Annotated in this window: 14 protein-coding genes and 1 tRNA gene; 9 read left to right on the top strand and 6 right to left on the bottom strand. The window is 49.7% G+C overall.

Translation table 11 applies throughout. The features are described 5' to 3' along the window. The first annotated feature begins 1 nt into the window (after position 1). Positions 2-898 carry a phosphatidate cytidylyltransferase gene (locus tag Enr17x_RS22655; protein ID WP_145311963.1) on the top strand — a complete coding sequence of 299 codons (897 nt, stop codon included), beginning with the start codon at positions 2-4 and terminating at the stop codon, positions 896-898. Here Enr17x_RS22655 and Enr17x_RS22650 read toward each other — a convergent pair. Both Enr17x_RS22650 and hisG read right to left on the bottom strand, forming a co-directional pair. Then, positions 835-1,479 (bottom strand): amino acid kinase family protein, encoded by a 645-nt coding sequence (locus Enr17x_RS22650; protein ID WP_145311962.1) that lies wholly within the window; start codon positions 1,477-1,479, stop codon positions 835-837. The genes Enr17x_RS22655 and Enr17x_RS22650 overlap by 64 nt on opposite strands. Before the next feature lie 41 nt (positions 1,480-1,520). Next, entirely contained in the window at positions 1,521-2,399 is an 879-nt protein-coding gene (gene hisG / locus Enr17x_RS22645) for an ATP phosphoribosyltransferase (RefSeq protein WP_145311961.1), read from the bottom strand. Positions 2,400-2,765: 366 nt separating this feature from the next. Here hisG and cysC point away from each other — a divergent pair, with 366 nt between their 5' ends. Next, on the top strand, positions 2,766-3,380 hold the full coding sequence (gene cysC / locus Enr17x_RS22640) for an adenylyl-sulfate kinase (RefSeq protein WP_145311960.1): 615 nt from the start codon (positions 2,766-2,768) through the stop codon (positions 3,378-3,380). 114 nt (positions 3,381-3,494) lie between these two features. Here cysC and Enr17x_RS22635 read toward each other — a convergent pair whose 3' ends face one another. Further along, complete coding sequence (locus Enr17x_RS22635; protein WP_145311959.1) at positions 3,495-5,036, bottom strand: sulfatase family protein; 1,542 nt, start codon at positions 5,034-5,036, stop codon at positions 3,495-3,497. 417 nt (positions 5,037-5,453) lie between these two features. Between Enr17x_RS22635 and Enr17x_RS22630 the strand changes: the two genes are divergently transcribed. Beyond that, entirely contained in the window at positions 5,454-5,687 is a 234-nt protein-coding gene (locus Enr17x_RS22630; protein ID WP_145311958.1) for a hypothetical protein, read from the top strand. Positions 5,688-5,712: 25 nt separating this feature from the next. Further along, on the top strand, positions 5,713-6,339 hold the full coding sequence (locus tag Enr17x_RS22625) for a hypothetical protein (RefSeq protein ID WP_145311957.1): 627 nt from the start codon (positions 5,713-5,715) through the stop codon (positions 6,337-6,339). Positions 6,340-6,502: 163 nt separating this feature from the next. Here Enr17x_RS22625 and Enr17x_RS22620 read toward each other — a convergent pair. Continuing rightward, positions 6,503-6,573 (bottom strand) — tRNA-Gln (locus tag Enr17x_RS22620). Between the two features lie 235 nt (positions 6,574-6,808). On the opposite strand from Enr17x_RS22620, the gene Enr17x_RS22615 reads away from it, so the two are divergent. The 3 genes from Enr17x_RS22615 (at position 6,809) to Enr17x_RS22605 (ending at position 14,456) form a co-directional block, all read left to right on the top strand. After that, on the top strand, positions 6,809-7,591 hold the full coding sequence (locus Enr17x_RS22615) for a tetratricopeptide repeat protein (RefSeq protein WP_232100820.1): 783 nt from the start codon (positions 6,809-6,811) through the stop codon (positions 7,589-7,591). 73 nt (positions 7,592-7,664) lie between these two features. After that, a complete protein-coding gene (locus Enr17x_RS22610; RefSeq protein ID WP_145311956.1) occupies positions 7,665-9,041 on the top strand; it encodes a tetratricopeptide repeat protein in 1,377 nt (458 codons plus the stop codon). Positions 9,042-9,581: 540 nt separating this feature from the next. Next, the gene (locus Enr17x_RS22605) at positions 9,582-14,456 is read left to right on the top strand and encodes a right-handed parallel beta-helix repeat-containing protein (protein ID WP_145311955.1); all 4,875 of its coding nucleotides are present in this window, start codon (positions 9,582-9,584) and stop codon (positions 14,454-14,456) included. A 101-nt stretch (positions 14,457-14,557) separates the two neighbouring features. On the opposite strand, the gene Enr17x_RS22600 is transcribed toward Enr17x_RS22605, so the two are convergent. Both Enr17x_RS22600 and Enr17x_RS22595 read right to left on the bottom strand, forming a co-directional pair. Beyond that, complete coding sequence (locus tag Enr17x_RS22600; RefSeq protein WP_145311954.1) at positions 14,558-15,757, bottom strand: pyridoxal phosphate-dependent aminotransferase; 1,200 nt, start codon at positions 15,755-15,757, stop codon at positions 14,558-14,560. Between the two features lie 285 nt (positions 15,758-16,042). Further along, the gene (locus tag Enr17x_RS22595) at positions 16,043-16,852 is read right to left on the bottom strand and encodes a hypothetical protein (protein WP_145311953.1); all 810 of its coding nucleotides are present in this window, start codon (positions 16,850-16,852) and stop codon (positions 16,043-16,045) included. A gap of 310 nt (positions 16,853-17,162) precedes the next feature. Between Enr17x_RS22595 and sppA the strand changes: the two genes are divergently transcribed. Together sppA and Enr17x_RS22585 are read left to right on the top strand one after the other, a co-directional pair. Next, complete coding sequence (gene sppA / locus Enr17x_RS22590; protein WP_145311952.1) at positions 17,163-18,971, top strand: signal peptide peptidase SppA; 1,809 nt, start codon at positions 17,163-17,165, stop codon at positions 18,969-18,971. Between the two features lie 74 nt (positions 18,972-19,045). Then, on the top strand, positions 19,046-21,385 hold the full coding sequence (locus Enr17x_RS22585) for an FG-GAP repeat domain-containing protein (protein ID WP_145311951.1): 2,340 nt from the start codon (positions 19,046-19,048) through the stop codon (positions 21,383-21,385). The last annotated feature ends 7 nt before the right edge of the window (positions 21,386-21,392 follow it).

Genomic DNA, 21,392 nt, shown 5'->3' with positions numbered 1-21,392 from the left:
CATGCTGGGCTGGCGGTTACTGATTTCTGCAATCCTGATTCCCCTGTTGTTTGGATTGTTCTATCTGGATCAGCGTGCGGGAGTCAGCGCACCTTATTTGTTGGGACTCAGCTGCCTGTTAATTGTCAGAGGCAGTTGGGAAATCACAGACTTACTGACGGTTCGCAATCTGGTCCCGAGTTTTCGACTGGTCTGCGGCTTGTCACTTTCCATCTGCGTCGCCGCCTGGGTTCCGTTTCTGCAAGGCGCGTCTTCCGATCCACAAACGCTGTCCCTGGCTTTGATGGCGGTCACCTATGCGGTTTCAGTTCTGATCATCTTTCTGAAAGGAGCCATCCAGTTTCAGGAACCGGGACAGAGTATGGAAACCATCGGTGCCGAAATTCTGTCTGTTTCTTATATGGGCTTTTTGCTTGCCATGCTGGCAGAGTTGCGTTGGGTCCTCGGTCCCGAAACCGGCTATCTGGCACTCGGCTCGCTGATCATCAGCGCCAAAATGGGAGACATCGGCGGCTACACCTTCGGTCGCTTATGGGGCAAAACGAAACTGGTGCCGCGACTCAGTCCCGGGAAAACTCAGGTTGGCGGATACGGGGCCATTTTTGGCGCTGCCCTGGGAGCATTTCTCTGGTTGCACTTTACTATCTCGCTGTTTCACTCGGGATGGATGGCCTCTCCCTGGTACTGGTCAATTCTGTTCGGGGCAATTATCGGCGTCGTTGGTCTGGTGGGTGATTTGTGTGAATCACTCATCAAACGGGATGTTGGAAAAAAAGATTCTGCAGAGCTGTTGCCCGGCTTTGGGGGGCTGCTGGATCTGTTGGACAGCCCGCTTTACGCCGGCCCGGTCGCATTTTTGCTCTGGAAACTGCTGCCGCTGATTACCGTTGCTAACTGAATCGATGTGGTATCGGCTCGCAAATTACACCAGCGCAGAGTTGGTATCGCTGCAGCCAGTGTAGGCAGGTATGCGTCGACAAGCCCCGCTTCCGCCAGATCGGAAACTGTCTTTTCGACCGGTAGCTCCACCGATTTCAACAGAATCAGTTCGTCGGCCGGCAAGGTCAGCGTGATCCAGGCCGCGATCGAATCGCTGGTCACACCCCAGGACTCCGGCAATTCTGCAAAGGTAGAAGAGGATGTCTGTGTTAAATAATCGTATGCACTAAGCACGGGGATGTTGCCACTGTTCCAGACCTGGATGGCTTCTGATTGTGTAGAAACCAGACAGGCATTGGGCAGCATCGCACAGAGCAAACGGTCATTCAGCATCAAGGATTGAATCGCCAGCCAATGCGCTTTCGTTTCGCCCAGGTGATGCGTTCGATCCCAGTCGCGCACCAGGTCTGCGGCTGTTCCGCCTCCGCAAACAATGAGAGGCATTGCATTTTCCAGACGCCCCAATAGTCGTTGCAGTTGCGTCGCCAGATCGGGCAGATCAAACAGACTGCCGCCAACTTTGATCACGGAGACGCACATTTGGCACTCCTGTTTCTGCCCGAGCTTCTATAAGCCCCACATCAGTCGATGATTTTGGAAATCTGATATTCCACAAGACCGCACGCGCCGGCGACTTTCAATTTGGGAACAATCGTTCGTACAACGGTTTCATCAATAATCGTACTGATGGCAACCCAGTCAGGATCGGACAGCGACGAAACGGTAGGCTTCTGTAATGCGGGTAGTAGATCAAGCACTTTTTCGAGATCCGCACGTTCCACGTTCATCAGCAGGCAAACCTTGCCTTCCGCCGCCAGACAGGATTCGAGCATCATGGCGATGTTCTCAAGTTTCTCCCGTTTCCAGGGATCTTCGAACGATTGTTTGTTGGCGATGAAGCGGGTTGTGCTCTGCATCAACTCTTCTACGATCCGCAGGTTGTTCGCACGCAGTGAAGAACCGGTTTCGGTGACTTCCACAATCGCATCGGCCAACTTGGGTGGCTTGACCTCGGTCGCACCCCAGGAAAATTCCACATTGGCTTTGACGCCATGTTGTTCCAGATAGCGTTCGGTCATGCCGACAACTTCTGTGGCGATGCGTTTTCCCTCCAGGTCTTTGACGCTCTGGATCGGCGAGTCTTCGGGCACGCACAATACCCAGCGAACAGGCCGACGGCTGACTTTCGAGAAGATCAACTCACAAATTTCATGGACATCGGCGCCCGTTTCCAGAATCCAGTCATGTCCGGTAATCCCGGCGTCCAGAATGCCCTGATCGACATAGCGGGCCATTTCCTGAGCCCGGATCAGTAGACATTCGATTTCCTCATCGTCGATCGAGGGATAATACGAGCGGGATGAAAATTTGATGACATAGCCGGCGCGTTTGAATAATTCCGCCGTCGATTCCTGTAAACTTCCCGCGGGAATACCGAGCTTTAAGACCTTCTCAGACATGGTTTTGGTTTTCTGAATGCGTTGGTTTGATTCGTAATGTGTATAATATTAACGGTTTATGTTCATGGCTCCGCTGTGGGCGGGCACCGCGAATCTGTCAGGTGCGTACCTGTTTGAAGGACACGACTGCCTGACAATGGTTCCTTGCGCGTACTCTAACAGCTCAAAAACCCTAGTTCCAGTAGTTCGGAACGAGAATGTTCGTAGAAATTCCCAATCTGTGGGCTTCCATCGAGCGCGGAGTTTCTCTAGGATCGTGCAGACATCGACTCAGGATATACGATTCCCGCCTGTTTTTCACTGCAGGAATCTGAATATACAACTTGTTTCCACAGATATTTTTTATGAGTAAGGAGAAATTCCTCGATGGCCGAGCAAAAAGCCACTAACGTGACCTGGCATGATCACCGTGTTACCAAAGAAGAACGTTGCAAGCAAAACGGACACAAAGGTGCCGTACTTTGGTTCACCGGATTAAGTGGTTCTGGCAAAAGTACCATTGCTAATACCGTAGATCACAAGCTGTTCGAAATGGGCAAACATACGTTTGTTCTCGATGGCGACAACATTCGGATGGGCCTCAACAAAAACCTGGGCTTCTCTCCTGAAGATCGTACTGAAAACATCCGTCGTATCGGTGAAGTTTCCAAACTGTATACCGACGCCGGTATTCTGGTAATGACCGCCTTCATTTCACCTTACCGTGAAGACCGCGATCAGGTTCGCGAAATTCTGGGTGATGGCGAGTTTATTGAAGTCTTCGTCAAAGCGTCTCTGGAAACGTGCGAAGAACGCGACCCTAAAGGGCTCTATAAGAAAGCCCGCGCTGGTGAGATCAAAGGTTTTACCGGAATCGACGCTCCATACGAAGAACCAGAAAAAGCAGAACTGATTCTGGATTCCGACGGAAAAGGCATCGATGATCTGGCTGACGAAGTCGTCGCTTACCTCGAATCAAACGGATATCTGACCTACGCATAATGCGTACTGGCAGAACTGCTGTTGAATCAAAAAAACCTCAGGAAGTGTGACGCTTCCTGAGGTTTTTTCGTAGGCGTGTGCGATTTTTTTGCTACCACGGAAGCAGACGACATGCTATTCGGGCTTATCGCTTTCAATCTTATAAGGTCCCAATGCGGGATTGGTGAGGAACCAGTCTTTGGGGCGTTCTTTCAATCGTTTGGAATAGACGCGAATGGCGCGTTCGTCCCAGAATTGGGGGATAGAAGGATCTTCGGGCGTCCGCCCTTTGTCGTCGATGTCGACCATCCAGTCCGTTAATACCGAGGACAGTCTTCGCTTGGCAGCCTGATACTCGGGCTCATTCGAATTCGCCAGATTATTGATTTCCCAGGGATCATTCTGCAAGTCATACAGTTCTTCCTGAGGGCGGCTGTCTGCCATCAACGCCAGTGGGGGGCCGGTCAGTTTTCCTTCCTCGTGCAAATGGCGTAACAGGCCGATAATCGGATAAGAAGTTTCCTTGTATCGGTTGATCTGCAGGAACGGATGCTCCGGATATTTATTCCGCAAGTAACGATAGCGCCTGTCGCGCACCGTGCGGATGTGGAACACGGTTTCATCGCCGCGATCCCGTCCGCCATACAGGTACTTGCGTGGCGGCTCTGAGTACGTTCCCAGAAATACTTCTCCCTGCATTTTTTCCGGTTTTCTGATTCCGGCAAAGCCGAGTGTCGTTGCGGTCAAATCGATTGAGGAAATCAGTTGATCCGTGATCACGCCGCGTTTGTAATTTGCGGGGGTGGGGAGAAATTCGTTTCCTTCCGGCCAGTAAATGATAAGTGGGATATGTAATCCACTATCATAAGGCCACTGTTTACCGCGGGGCATCGCACGGCCGTGATCGCCGAAGAAAATCACAATTGTATTCTTATCCAGTTTGTCTCGCTTCAAGAGATCCAGAATGAAAGCCACTTTTTTATCGACGGCCATCACGGCGTTTAAATATTGTGCCCATACGCCACGCGTGACAGGATGGTCGGGGTAGTAAGGGGGAATCCTGACCTTAGCGGGGTCCGCCTGATAGCCCAGGTGTTCGTGCGAAGTATTCCAGGCACCGCCACGATGGGTCTCTGAAAAGTTAATCTGGGCATAGAAGGGTTGTTTGTTCTTCAGGTCGTCCCAGTTCTTGACGTCGAATGGTTGTTTGCCTTTGGGATAGGTGAAATTCCAGTCGGTTTTTCCAGTCCCTTTATAAAACTTGGCCAGCTTGCGATCATCGGTCAGTTTCCGAATATTGCCCGTCGTATAACCGGCGGGACGCAGCCAGTCAGTGATCACGCGGACGCCGTCCGGCAACGGATTGGTTCCGTCTCGATGTGAACGATGATTGTGTGCATCGATCGACATGGCATACATGCCCGTCATAAATGAAGAACGGCTGGTCGAACAGACGGGCGTAACCGTGAACGCATTCAGGAATTGCATGCCGTTCTTTGCGAGGCGGTCCAGCGTCGGCGTTTTGACTTCGGGAGTTCCATAACAGCCAAGTTCCGGCCCCATGTCTTCGGCAATGATCCACAAAATGTTCGGCTGTTGCTCAGCCGCTTCAAGGAGAGGGCTTTGACTAAATAACATCAAAGTCACAAGTGAGAACGCAATGAGTACTCGATTCATAAAAGAAACTCTATATCAAAAGAGGTCAACATATTTATTGAGAAAGTCAGACATTTGAATCCTCTATCATCAACGATGAAATTGGCGTTGTCAATCATGGACTTGGAAAAGCCTCTGTTTCTTATTCTGTGTTGATAAGCCACCAGTGCCACAAGAGGCCGATTTTTACTACCGCGAAAAACACGAAAGTACACGAAAAATTCGATCCGGGATCGGATGGTCCCGAATGCAATCGATTTCTCTCGTTCGTTATTGCGGACCGCGAGAATCCCATTTTGTGGAAGATTAATATTGAAGAGTTGATCTTGATAGTTAAGCTAAAGGAACGACGATGATCATCTTTCCGGTCTGATCAACGTGTCGGCAGAACCGCCTGCACGAAACATAGTTCAGTTTTTTCAGGGAGAGGGAGTTCACATGGCGCTTTATAAATATAGTGAGTACCTCGAAAAGGCGGACCATCCGGAGTTCGATACGCTGCACAGTCCGGGCGAGAACTGCCCGCACTCCGGCATCTATCGCTGCAAAGCGTGCGGCGACGAAATTGCATCGAACAAGGATAATCCATTCCCGCCTCAGAACCATCACCAGCATGCCGAAGACCTGGGACCGATTCAGTGGAAACTGATTATTCTTTCCCAGCAAAGGTGAATGGATTTTAATTGAGTGAGCATTCATGGATGAATTGTCTGAGAAAAATGGTAGAGTGGAATCGAAAAAAGTCCTTGCAATCGCAGGTTCAATTTCCAGCTTATTCATCGTTATTTTTCTGTCCTATTCTTGGTTTGGAGTTCCAATCCAACAAACAAGTCATCAACATCACCTGCTGCCATCAAAGCCAATTAAGCAGCAACAGCAACCGTTATCAGCTACTGTGAAGTTCACTCCATACAAGCAACCCCTGGAACTTGGTATTTTTTTAGATCGGGTCGCTAGTGAGACGAAGTTTGATTCTAGTTCGAGAAGTCGATTTATGTCGATCAGGGGAGTTTTGTCTTTACAAGTTCTGAACAGTGATTCAAAAACGCTCACTGGAGTAGAAGTATTTGTTCCCAGGTCTTTGTTTATCGAGATGACTCACAAAGGAGAGGCCTCAAAAAAAGTAAGGCAAATCGATGCCATTGACAGGCAGATTTTCTTTTCAGATTACGAAGATTACATAGAAATTGGAGAGCTTGGACCTCAAGAGTCCCTTTTAATTACCTGCTGGACTTCTCATTCCCCTGAGGATCCTCAGTTTTCAAGACTCCGGTTAGTTCATGATCAAGGGGCAGGTATCGTTTATTTTCAACCTCCCAACTAATTAAATTACCGTGTTAAATAAAGAGGATCGGTAACATCCCTGCGCTCTTAATTTACTCTGATGAATAAAAATATTTTCTTGATCGGTTGAGGCTGAACGCTGACAGGATTTCAAGAAGAATAAAAAAGCCCTGAATCAGAACTGATTCAGGGCTTTTTGAAAGTTGCCCGACTAGGATTCGAACCTAGACTAAGTGAGTCAGAGTCACTCGTGCTACCGTTACACTATCAGGCAATAATCTGTGCTTTGTGAAAACTAGCTAAGCTGAGCAGGTAGCATTACTTGCAGCTATGTTCGGCCATTATACGAAATTCTGTTCGCACGCCAAGTCGTTTGGGGAGAGAATTTTCTATTCTTTTCAGTCTGTCTAGCTCTTTTCACTTCTATCAGAGTATGACAGTATATTGAGAAAGAAGGTTCAGTTAATCTTCTCGCCGAAAATTTGTGAATTGGACGAAAGTGCCCATTGATGAGACGTTTGATATCCCAGGTATTGCTTTGCGGGGTGATTTTCATGCCGTTTGCCAGCAGATTTACTCTGGCAGCGGAAGAAACGCCGAAGACAGACGCCGCGAAAGAACGGGCCTTGATGCAGCGCAAACTTTCTCAATTGATCGACGAATTGACGGCTCAGATCAAACAAATGCCCGATGAAAGTGCCTTGTATTCGCGGAGAGGGGATGCGTTCTTCTTTCAAGGTCAGTTCAAAGCCGCGGTCGCCGACTATGACAAAATGGTGGAATTGAAGCCGTCGATCAAGGTCTCCCACTGGCGGCGCGGCATCGCCTGTTATTACGCAAAGCAGTATGATGAGGCGGCGAAGCAGTTCGAAATTTACCACTCATTCGACAATGTCGATCGCGAGAATGGGATCTGGCGTTTCTTTTCTCAATATAAAGCCAAAGGTCCCCAACAGGCGCAACAGGGTCTGTTGAAGTATCAAAAGGATGACCGCGAGCCTTTTCCGGATATCTACCGCCTGTTTGAAGGGAAAAGAACGCCGGAACAAATCCTGAAAAATATTGAGACGGCTGAAATTGACGATAACGAGCGGGAAAAACGCCACTTTTACGCTTATCTCTATATAGGCTTGAATGAGTCAATACAGGGGCGGAAAGCGACCGCACGCAAATATTTACAAAAAGCGGTCAACAACAAATGGGGGCCCCGCGCCGGCTTTGGCCCGAATTATATGTGGCATACAGGCCGTTTAGAGCTACAATTGTTAACAGAACCTGAACGCACAAAGTAACCCATTCACTCTCTCGCGACTCGCCCCATTTTGAAATGGTGTTTTCCTGAATCTCTGAGGGGATCGAACAACGATGAAAATTCGCCAGCTTGCCTTACCCTCTTTTTTGTGGTTCTGCCTGATTTTCGGCAGCGGTCTGTGCGGTAGTCGTGTTCAGGCGCAGGATGAATTCAATCAGCCGTCAGTAGGTTCAGCCGAGGATCCCAACGCAAAAGCTGCTGCGCGGGCGCATGCAAAACAGGGGCAGGCCTTTCTCAATCAGAAAAACTGGAAAGACGCGATTACCGAATTTGAAAAAGCGGTCGCACTACAGCCTCAAAGTGGCGGATTGCATTACGTCCTGGGCGTCAGTTATCTGAAAGATTCTCAGGCCTCGAAAAGCTGGATTGAAATGCGGAAAGCTGTGTTGCTGGATCCAAACATCAAGAACGCAGTTCGAGATTTCCTGAAATTCTGGAGTTATTTTGATCGCAAAGGCATCTTAAATGTCGGGACGCCAGAGGTAGAAACGCTCAAGTTGCTGGGCAAACCGGACCAGCAGCGGGACCAGTCGGGCGAGACAGAATTGATTTATGGATTCATGTGGCTCAATTTTCGGAAAGGCAGGCTATATGCCGTGGTGGATACTCGCGGCCTCTCCGCTGAATACGCGAAAGCACTGAAGTCGATGGAGTTTCGGCTAGGCCCTCCCTGGAGAGAAGGCTATCGATTGATGAATGCGACCAGTGCACTCACTGAATATGTCTTGCCCGAAGAAACGGTCCAGAATTATCAGCAGATGTTTTCCACACAGAGGTTGTTTAAGCTTGGTGAGCAACTCTCTGCCAAAGAGATGATGAATCGGATGAAAGTCCAGGTTGAACAATCTTATCAGGTCGAAGAATGGAATGTGATTGCAGAGGGGGACGACGATATTCTGTACGAATGGCGTGTCGACGAGAGTGACAAAACACCGGCTCAACACGAGATCAACAGACTGGTCCGCGGCAAACGAGATATGCATCGACTGGCTTATGTGACACGCAAGCTGCCTCTCAGTGAAGAGGATCGTAACCAATGGATCGAACGATTGAAAGCGGCCAGGCTGGTCGAAGCACACCCGAAACTGAGCCGTCTGACCGCAGCACAGAAAAAGAACCTGGAAGAGAAGCTGGTCAAAGAATCCCGCGAAGTCATTGCACTGCAGATGCAATATATTCAACAGGGAGATGTGGCAGCGATGAAGCCGTTTTTCACGGAACGGGTGCGAAAACTGATTACTGCTGAGTCCCTGGAAACGGCAAAGCAGCAGGCGGCTTCGGTGACTCCGGAGGAGTTGATCCACTCAATTCAGGTCGAGGATACAGACGAAGGCATCCGCGCCAAAATCAAAATGAAGAACGGCCGGACGTTAACGACGCTGGTTCCTGTTGAGGGGAAATGGGAAGCTGACACAATTTGGTTTAAATAATCGATTGAGTCGCCTCTAAACAACCATGTTACCCCAGTCTTACTATTTGCTCGAGACGTCAAGGTGGGGTGTGGCTTAATGTTCATGGCAGGCTTGAGTTTTCAGCCTGAATTCACCGGAAATTTTTGAAGAATTTTCTAATCACAAGCCCCTTAATTTTCAGGTAAAATGTTCTGTCTGAAAAGAGCGTAAGTGTTTTGATATAAACATATTATGTTCTACCAATCCACGCAGGCTCTACCTGTCCTCCCAAGACGTTTTCTTCTGACCCTTACGATTAGCATATTTCGTCTCAACTTCTCAAGACGATTATTCCGAAAGATCAGAATAACCGCTTGTACCCGGATAATCGGAATAGTTTTACATCCGACCCGGAGACAGGGGGATGAGTGTCAGGTTTCACCTGGCATTCAGGTCGACTGGGATTTTTGAATCTGAGCAGATGCTTCAGAGTACGACTTTCCCGGAAGACTGCTAAAGAACGGAGTTGATCGTCTAAAATCGTAAGAGACGAGTTACACATCGACGTTGGAGCTTTCGATGAACAAATTATGTGTCAGCCTGGCCTGCTTCTTACTAGCATCTCAGTACGTACTGGCGTTTGCGTCTGCAGAGCCGGATCAAACTGGGAACAATCGAGCAGAGGGACGTGCTACTCTAAGCGAACAAGAAGGTTCTGCCATTGTGGGTAGTGTTTCCTCTGGTGTTTTCAGACATGAATTCGTGCCTGAGAACACTGTCCAGGGAAATGCTGTTCCCGGTTTTACTACCATGAAAGATGTGAGCTATCAGGATAATTTGCAAGGTTATGCTCCTTACAAATATCCCGATCCGCAAACCATGGTTGTCAATGAGTATATTGATAACGGAGCCGGGTATCAGCCCATGGGGCCTGATGAATTTCACACCATCTTTCGTCTGGATAAAGGCATCGGCGGCGGAATTGGATATGACGATGGTTATTCCAATCTGGGAGTGCTGGTTCCATTTACCATTAACCCGGATCAAAGCATGCTCTTCCTTGATTTAAGAGCAATGGTTACCGACCAGGGAGCCGGCGGCGTAAACCTGGGTGCTGGTTGGCGTGGATACAGTGACACCGTTGATAAGATTTTCACACTCGCCGGCTGGTACGATTATGATGATGGCCATTTTCAGGATTATCATCAGATCGGGATCAGTGGTGAAGTCATCGGTCAATATCTGACATCGCGCATCAATGGTTACTTCCCGATCAACAATGATGAAATCGTCATCTCAAATAATCTGACAGGTGGAGCTTACTTCCAGTCAAATCGAATCTTTCTGGACCGCGCCCGGATTTCAGAATCTTCTTACGGTGGTGTTGATGCCGAAATCGGTGGTCCGCTGCCTGTCTTAGGAAAATTTGGAATCGATGCCTTTGTCGGCGGCTATTATTATAACTCTGACCATGACAAAAGTGCTGCCGGAGCCAAGTTCCGTGCAGAAGCAAATATCAATGACTGGTGGCAGATGAGTGTCAGTTATGCCAAGGATTCGGTCTTCGGATCAAATGCCTGGATGAATGTCACAGTCTCGATTCCAGAGGGCCGGTCCGATAAATGGATGCGTCCCAAGACGTTGCGACAGCGTATGTATCAACCGATGAATCGTAACTACCGGATTGTTGCCCATAATAAGACAACAATTAATTCCGAGTTGGCGATTAACCCGGATGACAATCAACCTTATACCGTGGCTCATATCGATCCAGACTTCGGAGCTGCCGGGAATGGTACCTTTGAAACACCCTTCGGTTCTGTTGCCGCTTATAATGCTTCTGGTCCCGTTGCTGCTACCGATATTATCTTTGTCCTGGACGGGAACGAAACGAACCTCGATGGCGGGATCACTCTGCTTGACAATGGTGGCGGAATCGGTGGTGTGACAGGACAACGCTTGTTAAGTGAAGCTGTAGAGCACTCCTTCAACGTGATTCAAGGTGGAACGGTTTCAACCCTCACTCTGCCTGGTTACAACCCGGATGCAAACCGTCCAACATTGTCCAATACTGCTTCGGTGGGTGGGAACTTTGTTGTCAACGGCCAAGGTGGTGCCTGGGAAGTTTCCGGTTTCAATATCAGTGGAACAAAAGCGGCAACACCGTATAACACGGGTATCCTCTCGGCGGGAACACGTGGATTCAATATCAATCGTAACTCCTTCGTACTCTATAACCGCGGCGTCGATGTCACTAATACTGCCAATGGTATTGGTATCGTGACCGAGAACACTTTCGCAGGCGATGGAGCCAACTCTCTGCATGGTGCTCGCATCACGCAGAATACAGGGACTCTTGAACTGGCGTTCCACAATAACACAGCGACAAACAATCTGGGTGTCGTGCCTCCGGGAACGGGAACCGGCTTTGAAATCATCGCCAATGCGGGAACAACCATTGATGGCGTGGGAACCGCCGCCGATGGTACCACGACTCTGGGGATCACCGGAAACACGGCTAACGCAAACGGTACCGGGATGATTCTGACAGAGAATGGGGGAATGATTGAAACAGACTTCTCCAATAATACCTTCAATAACAATATCAACCCGAATACCGGTTTGCATGTGAATGCGAATGGCGGTTCAATCATCTTCCGCAGCTTTGATACGATCACAGCGACGGGTAACACAGGCATCGGTATCGCCTTTGATGCGACTGCAGGTGGTACGATCTCAGCCGTCACGGAAGATGCAAATGGAAACGGCGTTCTTGATCCCGGGGAAGACATGAACGGAAACGGCGCTCTTGATCTGGGGCTGACGACGATCAATGCCAGCAACAATACGACAGATGGTTTTGTGGCGACAGCCGATGGTGTGGGTTCCACAATCAACCTGAGCATGGGAAGCGTGAATACCGCAGCCAACCTGTTCAACAGCAACGGCCAAAACGGGATCAGCCTGAATACGTTGAATAACGGTACGATTGGCGGTCAGATTGTGAACAACACGGCCACCGGCAACGGACAGGATGGTTTTGCTAACACCTTGACAACAGGTACGATCGATTTCACTACGATTGCGTCTCCATCTATCTCAAATAACTCATTCACAGGCAACACCCGCCACGGTATGAGTATCACCAACAACAACGGCGGTGTCTTTACAACCGCATTGATTACAATGAATGATTTCAGCAATAACACCGAAGCAGGCATGTTCATTAGTGGATCTGCGATGGGGGGGACCAATACAGCGGTCAATACCCTGGGTAGCATTGATATGAACAACTTCAATCGCGATACACTTGGGACTGCAGGAATTCTGTTTGGTTCCAGCGATGTCAGAACAACGGCAAGCATTACCCGCAATACCTTTATCGGGCGTGCACCTGCTGGAGCTGATCTCGGTGCTGGTTTTGGTGTTGGTGGTACTGTTGGCGGTACAACGACCGTCGGTGGAAATGGCGGGGTGACTCTGGCATTTGGAAGCCTGGCAGCGATAGACAATTCTCTTGCCAATACCTTCATGAACAACGGCGATGCCCACATCGGCCTGGAACTTCAAGGAAATACTACGAATCAGGTTGATATCGACCAACAGATCTTTGACACAACAAACGACACCACTTTGAATGCGAATTTCAACGGTGAAGGAGTTGGGTTCCTGATGAGCGATACAGCTACCTTTACTGGCACGATTCAACGAAACGTGTTCCAGAACAGTGCTGCTTCCGGTTTAAGAATCGATGCTACCGGAAACAACCTGGGTGACTTTGCGATAGTCAATAATGTGACCATCGGTGGTACAACCGCTGCCTTTGGAAACCTGTTTACTGCGAATGGTGGAAACGGTATGGAAATGACGCGAACGGCTGATGGTGTCATTACTAACACTCTCATTCGATTCAACATGATGACCGGCAACACTCTGGACGGTATCGCTTTGACATCCTCAAGTGCAAGTAAGACAGACACCTATACAATTAACGACAACACAATCACAGGCAATATGCAGAATGGTGTTGAACTGAGAGTGGAAGCCGATGCCGGCTTGTCTGCGAACATGACGCGGAACACCATTACTGGTAACACCAGCAATGGTATCCTAACCACCGAACTGCAAAACTCTTTCGCCGACGAACGTTTTGTGACAGGGGCCTGGACGGTTAACAATATCTCCAATAACGGTGCCAATGGTATCGATCTGCAAGCCGCTTCCAACGGTCTGGTCATTGGTGATGCCGCGGATCCTGCACTGGGTAACCTCATCCAGAATAACACGCAAGACGGTGTGAATATCACAGGATCGGGTAGCGTCACAGTCGCTCGTAACATGATTGCTGAAAACACGGTACACGGTATCGACCTGGATCTGGAAGATTTCAGTGAAGACCATGCGAACGTGATCACGATTTCCAATAACGATATTACGATGAACCAGGGGGATGGTATCGAGTACTCGAATGTGTCCTCTTCGTTTAATCCTACCGATGTATTTACTGTGAATATCACTGGCAACGTGATCGACTTCAACAATGGTCGTGGTTTCGATGTCTTAGCCCGACCGGGTAACGGCGGTTCGTATTCCGAAACTGCGATCACGTTTAACAACAATATCGTGAACCGCAACGACCTGGAAGGTATCTACGTGGTCTACACAGCGGATGATGCACAAAACCAGACAGATCCGGCAACAGATCCACTGGCTAATATGGGAAGTACTTTAAGAGATGTCTATCTGAGGTTCAGTATGGACAGCAACATTGTTGTTGATAACGGTATCAACAGTGGCTTCAGTTCGACCGGTTTAGTCGTTCGGGTTGGTACCACACGATCCTTTAGCAGTACCACAACCTCAGGCGGGTTTGCCAGTGACGGTCTTGGGAACTTCCTGAACTCTGGTGTGATCATGACGGCAACCAATAACAGTTTAACGGGTAACCTGGGTGATGATGTGTACTTCGAATCATTCGCTTCTACGGTAGACCCGACTACCACAGCGGGAACCTGGGGTAATACGATCAACCCAACTGCCATCACTGCATTCCGAACCGATCCTCTGGCTCGTCTCGACCTGGACTGGGACGGCAATACGATTCTGTCCTCTGATACAACCAACATTGGAGCCTTCTATGACAACGCTGATACGTTTAAATCACGTTTGAACAACGTTGCCAGCCCAGGACCATTCACGTCAACGTCAAGACGTCGTAATGCACAACGTCTGGCCGTTCGTATTCCCAACCTGAATGCACCGGGAACGACAGGACCTGCCGACTTCCGGTACTCTGGTCTGGGAGCAAGTACCTTCCGAGTTGATAGTACCGGGGATCTGGGAATCTTCACTCTGGATACCAATCCTTTCGTGACTACGCCGAACGATGCAAATGGTGTACTCCTGCCGGGAACAATTACAGGCGAACTACCCTTCGGTTGGGGACAATTCTAATCTCCCTCACTGGGTATGATTTGAAACTCTGTTAAAACGAAAAGGCCATCCTGAGTGATTCAGGATGGCCTTCTTTAATAGACGGTTCAACTTTATTTTATTTAAGCGGGCGACAGAAACTGTTCGATCCGATCCAAGCCTTCTTCCAGTGTTTTGAGATCCGTAGCAAACGAAAGCCGAACATAACCCGGGGCACCAAAGGCGTCGCCGGTCACTAATGCAACATGAGCTTCTTCCAGCAGTGCGGTGCAAAATTCGCTGGAGTCTTTGACGACCTTGCCGCCACCCAGTGGCTTATTGAAGTGGGCACTTACGTTGAAGAATGCATAAAACGCGCCCCCCGGTTCAGCAAAACTGATGTCCGGGAATTTTCGTAAGCGTTCCAGAACATAGGCTCGGCGTTCCTTAAACGCTTCCAGCATCGCCGCCACGCTTTCCTGAGGTCCGCTTAAAGCAGCAATCGTTGCGGCCTGGCTGATGCTGCAGGGATTTGATGTTTCCTGGCTCTGCAGTTTGGTCATCGCTGCCGTCAGTTCGACGGGAGCAATCGTCCAGCCAATCCGCCAGCCGGTCATCGCGTAGGCTTTACTGACGCCGCTGACGATAATTGTCCGTTCGGCGACGTCCGGGCCGAAGGAAGCAAAGCTGCGAAATTCCGAACCTTCGTAGATCAGTTTTTCGTAGATCTCATCTGACAGCACGGCGATATCTTTTTCCACCGCGACGCGTGCCAGTGCTTCGAGTGCTTCCACCGGGTAGGCGGCTCCGGTTGGGTTACAGGGATTGTTGAGCATCATCAATTTCGTTTTCGGCGAAATCGCCTGTTTGAATTGTTCGGCACTCATGCAGAAACCACTCTCTTCGGTCGTTTCGACCATCACAGGAGTCGCTCCCGTTAGTTCGACCAAGGCGCTGTAACTGACCCAGTAAGGGGTGGGAATGATCACTTCATCGCCGGGGCCACACAGCGCAGTCAACACATTATGAATCGAGTGCTTGGCGCCATTGGAGACCACCACCTGATTGGGTTGAAAGCTGAAACCATAGTCACGCTGATAGGCATCGCAGATCGCCTGTTTGACTTCCGGGGTTCCCGCGGCGGGAGTGTAATGTGTCTGCCCCGCGTCCATCGCTGCTTTGGCAGCGTCACAAATGTGGTCCGGCGTATTGAAATCGGGCTCTCCCAGCGTGAACTCGTAGACTTTGACGCCCGTGTTTTTTAATTCCTTCGCTTTGGCAGCAGCTGCGATTGTGGCAGAGGGTTTTAGTTTCTGGACAGTGGAGGAGAGCTGCATCGACATAATTGTGATCTTTGTAGTCTGAATGAATAAAACAGTTTGGATCTGAAAACCAGATTCAGATCGGCTCAAATTCCCTGCTATGACACCGGGAACTCTAAGATGTTCGAAAACACCTGATTCTTTTCACCTGAGTGGAAAGCGTCAAGTCTCTGATAGCTTTGTTTACAAATCGCCAGGGAATCTGGGGCAAATGCCTGTGGGAATTCCTGTTTTCCACCCCTAATAGCTCGGACCAGGAGCGCCAGGTCTGATTTGAGAACGCACAAGGGGCAGAACGGGCATCGATTAACGGGACGCGGGCAACTCGCTCTCGGCATTTTTTCCGACTTCATGGGCCGACATCGCTACATGAATCCGCGATGTCATTTTGAACTCGGACCGGGGTTGTGTCCCCCCTTTGGTTTCCCGTGTGATTTCCACGGTCCATTTCGCCAGACCAAAGGGAATTTCTTTCGTACGCCAGATGGTGCCTTCATTTTTAGAGCGGGCACTGGGGCTTTCGCTCATGAAGGTCCCCTTAAATTCACGGGCAGAAACAGCCCCGGCTGGGGTTTCCACGGTTGTTGCTTCGCCTTCCGAATCCCATTTGGTGTAATGTTCGAGCATGGTGATCATCGGGTAGAATCGCAGCACATTCGTTTTCAAAGGTTCCACGTCCCGATCACCGATTTTTCGATAGCCACGAATAATCGGGAGAAACGTGATCGGAATATTTTGTTTGTCTACCAGCTGGCCGCTGACCGCAGATTCCGGAACAAGCACTTTATAAATCCGCGGACCGGAGACGCCCGGGGCGACCCCTGATTCCGTCGCCTTGCCGGTAATACACTTGAATTCAAGCCAGCGACACGCTGTTTGTGCACCTTCGAATTCCGCCATTTCGGAACCGACCGAACTGATAATCAGATGTCGCGTCCATTGAAGTTTGGCATTCAAATCGTTGGATTCCGGTCCTGGCATCTCTTTTTCATAAGTGCCTTCAAATCGGACCCAGGAACCATCGGGGGGCAATTCCCAGATCAACCCTTGTGCAAACAGGGAACTCGAACAGGAAACTACCAGACAAACGGCAAGAAAGATTGATCGGACAGACATATTGTGAAAACCAGAGCTGAACACAGAAAACGAAGGGAGACGGTCAATTACAGTCAGAACTTAAGACTCCAGTGTGACAAAAGAGGCATCCCCTGACAACACTTTTCGGATTTTCCGGCAGGAATTTTCCCAAGCGAATCACTTTCAGAGCGAATAACGGGAGCATCAGTCAACTCTTTCTTGACCGTTGCCCGTCTTTGGCCTTAGACTGCTTGTAGGAGTTAACACGGTTTTAACGTTTCCCGGAATGTTGAGAAGCCGGTTCCTGCTCTGCTAACAATACATACGTCCCCTCTACTGGAGATTTCTGATGTCGATGTCGTTCCTGAAAAATCGATGGTTACTATTCGCTCTGGTTTTGGGGTGTAGCTGCTGTTTCATGCTGGATTCCGCTTCAGCCGCCGAGGAAAAAGCCAAGCCCACGCGGGAAAACTGGGCACACATTATTATTAAAGGCTCCTATCCTGAAGGCCCCCAGATGCCGGGGCTGTTCGGTGATGTGACCGAGTCGCTTTCAAAGGTCACCGGGCGACTGGAAAAAGCAGCCGAGGATAAATCCCTGCAAGGCGTCATTCTGCATTTGAAGGGCACTCAACTGGGCTGGGCGAAAATCAACGAATTACGCGAAGCCATTTTCAAAGTCCGAAAAGGTAAGAAAAAAGTATATGCCTGGATTGAGTCGGGCATGACGAAAGATTATCTGATCGCAACTGCTTGCGACCAGATTGTAATGCCAGAATCCGCCACGCTGATTCTGCTCGGGATGCGCGCCGAGGTCAGCTTCTATAAAAACCTGTTCGACTGGCTGGATGTCAAACCGGACGTCTTGCGAGTCGGAGAATACAAGTCGGCTGCGGAACCCTACACGCGAACGGATATGAGCCCCGCATTTCGAGAAGAGATGGAAGCACTGCTGGATGACTATTTCCGTCAGATCAAAGAGATGATTTCCAAATCCAGAGGCATGTCGGCTGAAGCAGTGGAAGCTGCGATCAACGCCGGACCCTATATGGCCACGGATGCCAAACAGAAAGGGCTTATTGATCACATTGCTTATGAAGACCAACTCCCCAAGCTGATCACCGGAGGGAAAGCCAAGACCGAAGTCAGGATCATCAAGAAATATGCGAAAAAGCGAGCGGATACCGACTTTTCAGGGATCGCCGGTCTGATTAAATTGATGGATCTGCTAGCCGGCATCGATTCCTCACAACGCATTGGTTCAGGACCAAGGATTGCCGTGATTTATGCCACTGGCGCCATCATGTCTGGTTCCAGTTCACAAGGCGGACTTCTGGGTGTGCATGTGCTGGGTTCTGATACCTTCATCAAGGCTGTTGAGAAAGCGGCCAAAGATGATCAGGTCAAAGCGATCGTCCTGCGGGTCGACAGCCCGGGGGGAAGTGCTCTTGCCAGTGATTTAATGTGGCGCTCACTGCAGGAAGCAGACAAGCCAATTGTGGTCAGCATGGGTGATGTTGCCGCCAGCGGTGGTTATTATATTTCCATGGGCGCGAATCGCATCTTTGCAGAGCCAGGCACGTTGACTGGATCGATTGGTGTGGTAGGTGGAAAACTGGCTGTGGAAGGTCTGTATAACAAAATCGGAATTACCACCAGCGTGATTTCACGAGGCAAGAACAGTGGGACCTTCAGCCCCATGACCGGCTTTACCGAATCAGAGCGGGCCGCTGTGACCAAGCTGCTGTATGCCGTCTATAAACAGTTTACGGAAAAAGCCGCTGAGGGACGAAAAATGGAGTATACCGCATTGGAAAAACTGGCCAGAGGCCGCGTTTATACTGGGGCGATGGCGCTCAATAATGGCTTGGTGGATCAACTGGGAACGCTGGACGATGCCATCGAGCACGCCCGCCAGCTCGGTAAAATTCCGGATGGTGAGAAATTTGAAAAGTTAATTCTTCCCCGTCCAACCAGTCCTTTTGAGCAGATTTTTGGCCCCATTGATGCACAAGCCGGGCAGGCTCAGCAAATGTCACGCATGCTCAATCTCCTTTCTCCCGAACTATCACAGCAATTGAAACAACTGGATCTGATCAACTTGCTGGCCCGGGAAAAAACGCTCACGCTGATGCCATTTCAGATTCGTGTGAACTAGTAAAAAATTGGTCTGAAGATTTTACAACTCTGAAACTGAAGACCAGAGTAGAAATATGAGAACGAGGAGACAGGATGTTTAACGGCTTACGAAAAGCGGACCAGGTTTTTTGCTTCTTTGCGTTAGTGGCTTTCGTGATCGGGGGGAACGGGAATCCCGCTTATTCAGACGAAAAAGTCAATCTGGCCGAATTCTATGGATTCAAGCCTCTCGAACTCTTCAAGTTATCCAGCCGTTCTTCCAATATGCTGGCGGAAGATATGAACGGCGATGATCTGAATGACTTGATTCTGATCGATAACAGCCACAGCCGCATCGATATTTTACAGCAGCGTGCCGCCGGGGATCGGGAAGTGAATGATGATTCCGATGACGGAGTCAATTCCATTCCCAGTGATGCTCGCTTGAAGCATGTGAAGGTGCCTGTAGACGTTTCCGTTTCTGCTCTGACGGTTGGTGACTTTAACGGCGATGGTCGTAATGATCTGGCATACCTTGCACTGCCGGATCGTTTGATTATTCGCTATCAGTCGGAAAAGGGAGACTGGACCAAACGCAAGCGAATTCGACTTGCCGATTTGCTGCCAACGCAGTGGACGATTGCTGCCGGCGATCTGAATTTCGATCAGAAAGACGATTTAATCGTTCTGGCTAAAAATCATACCTACGAGATTCTGCAGAACGCGCAGGGTGAACTGGAGACGCCACGCTCGATATTAAATACGTCTCCCAAGCTGGGGTTGGCTGCGGTTGCCGACCTGAACGGCGATGGTCGTAACGATTTCACCTACGCTACGCGTGATGGAAAAAACCAGATTTTATGTGCCCGCCTGCAAAAGCAGGATGGAAAACTGGGACCGGAAATTCGGTTTGAACTTTCCAACCCGCGTTCTGTTACGCTGTCGAACATTGATGGCAAACCGGGTTCTGAAATCATGACCATTGATTCACAAACCGGGCGTCTCAAAGTGCAGCAGCTGGAACAGACACAGAATCAAGACAGCGAACTCTCCAAACGTTTGACGCTATATGGATTTGGCGAAGAAGGCTCAGGCCGCAATCGTGGTTTTGATCTGGGAGATATCAACGGCGATGGATTAAGCGACGCTGTCGTTTCTGATCCGGAAACAGCACAAATGCTCGTTTATCTGCAAACCAAAGATCGCGGCCTCGACCTGGGACAAACATATCCCGGTCTGCTGGGCGTCGATCAGTTACGCATTGAAGACGTGAACGGCGACGGACGGGGCGAAGTCTTTGTACTAAGCGAACGCGAAAAAATTATCGGCGTCAGTTCGTTGGAAAATCAACGTTTATCATTTCCCCAGATCCTGCCCATCAAAGGGGAGCCGCTGGCCTTTGAACTGGCTGACCTGGATGGGAACCGGACGCCCGAATTGATTTATGCCGCCAAAGTCGGCAACAAAAGCAGGTATAGTTATAAGCTGCAGGCACTTCGTCTGGGCAATGATGGGAAGTGGAGCGAATACGAGTTCCCCAGCGATCCTCCCAGCTTGGATGCACCCAAATCATTAGTCAAGCTCGACGCCAACGGAGACGGTATTTTTGAACTCATGGCATTTTACGGGCTCTCACGATCACCCAAAATGATCTCGCTGCCACCAAGACAAACACCCAAATTTATCGCACCCTCCGGAGGAATCAATCTGGATGAGATTAAACCGGAATCCATATTTATCGGCGGCAAAAAACGGGACTGGGTGCTGACGGCGCAGAATAACTTTGCCCGCCGACTGAGATTGAATTCGGCCAATCAATGGCAGGTGGTTGATCAGTTCAATGCTCCCGAAAGCAAAGCCCGTGTTGTCGGTGCAGTGAATATCGACCTGGATGGGGAACCGGGGGATGAAATCGTGCTGGTCGATCTGGGGGTTGAGAAACTTCGTATTCTGCGGAAAGAGTCCAACGTCTACAGACCCTGGAAAGAAGTGGAAATTGGCGAATTTCCGTTTATATCCGCGCATGTGGCCGACTTGAACGGCGATCAAAGGCCTGACCTGTTACTGTTCGGACGAGGACAATTCGGGATTCTCTATTCTGGTCAGACACCTCCGACATTGAAGGAAGTAGCTTCCTTTGAATCAAAACTGCCGCAGGCCTACTTTACCGATTCTGTCGCCGGCGATCTGAACAGCGATGGTCGGTCTGATCTGGTGATTCTCGATACACGCACCCATCATGTGGAGATTCTCAACTTCGGTGCGAAACAGGATTTGAAGCATGCCTTGAACTTCAAGGTTTTTGAAGAGAAAACCTTTTCGCGCTCTAACCGGGCTGGCGTTAATCCACGGGAAGCCGTGATCGCCGATCTGACCGGTGACAACCGCAAGGACCTGATCCTGCTGTGCCACGACCGCGTATTGCTTTATCCGCAAGATGACGGGAAAGAGTAAAGAGTGA

Origin of the sequence: Gimesia fumaroli, from assembly GCF_007754425.1 — a bacterium.
Taxonomy (GTDB): domain Bacteria; phylum Planctomycetota; class Planctomycetia; order Planctomycetales; family Planctomycetaceae; genus Gimesia; species Gimesia fumaroli.
Note: the sequence above shows the minus strand (reverse complement) of the source record. Positions and strands in the feature narration are given on the sequence as shown.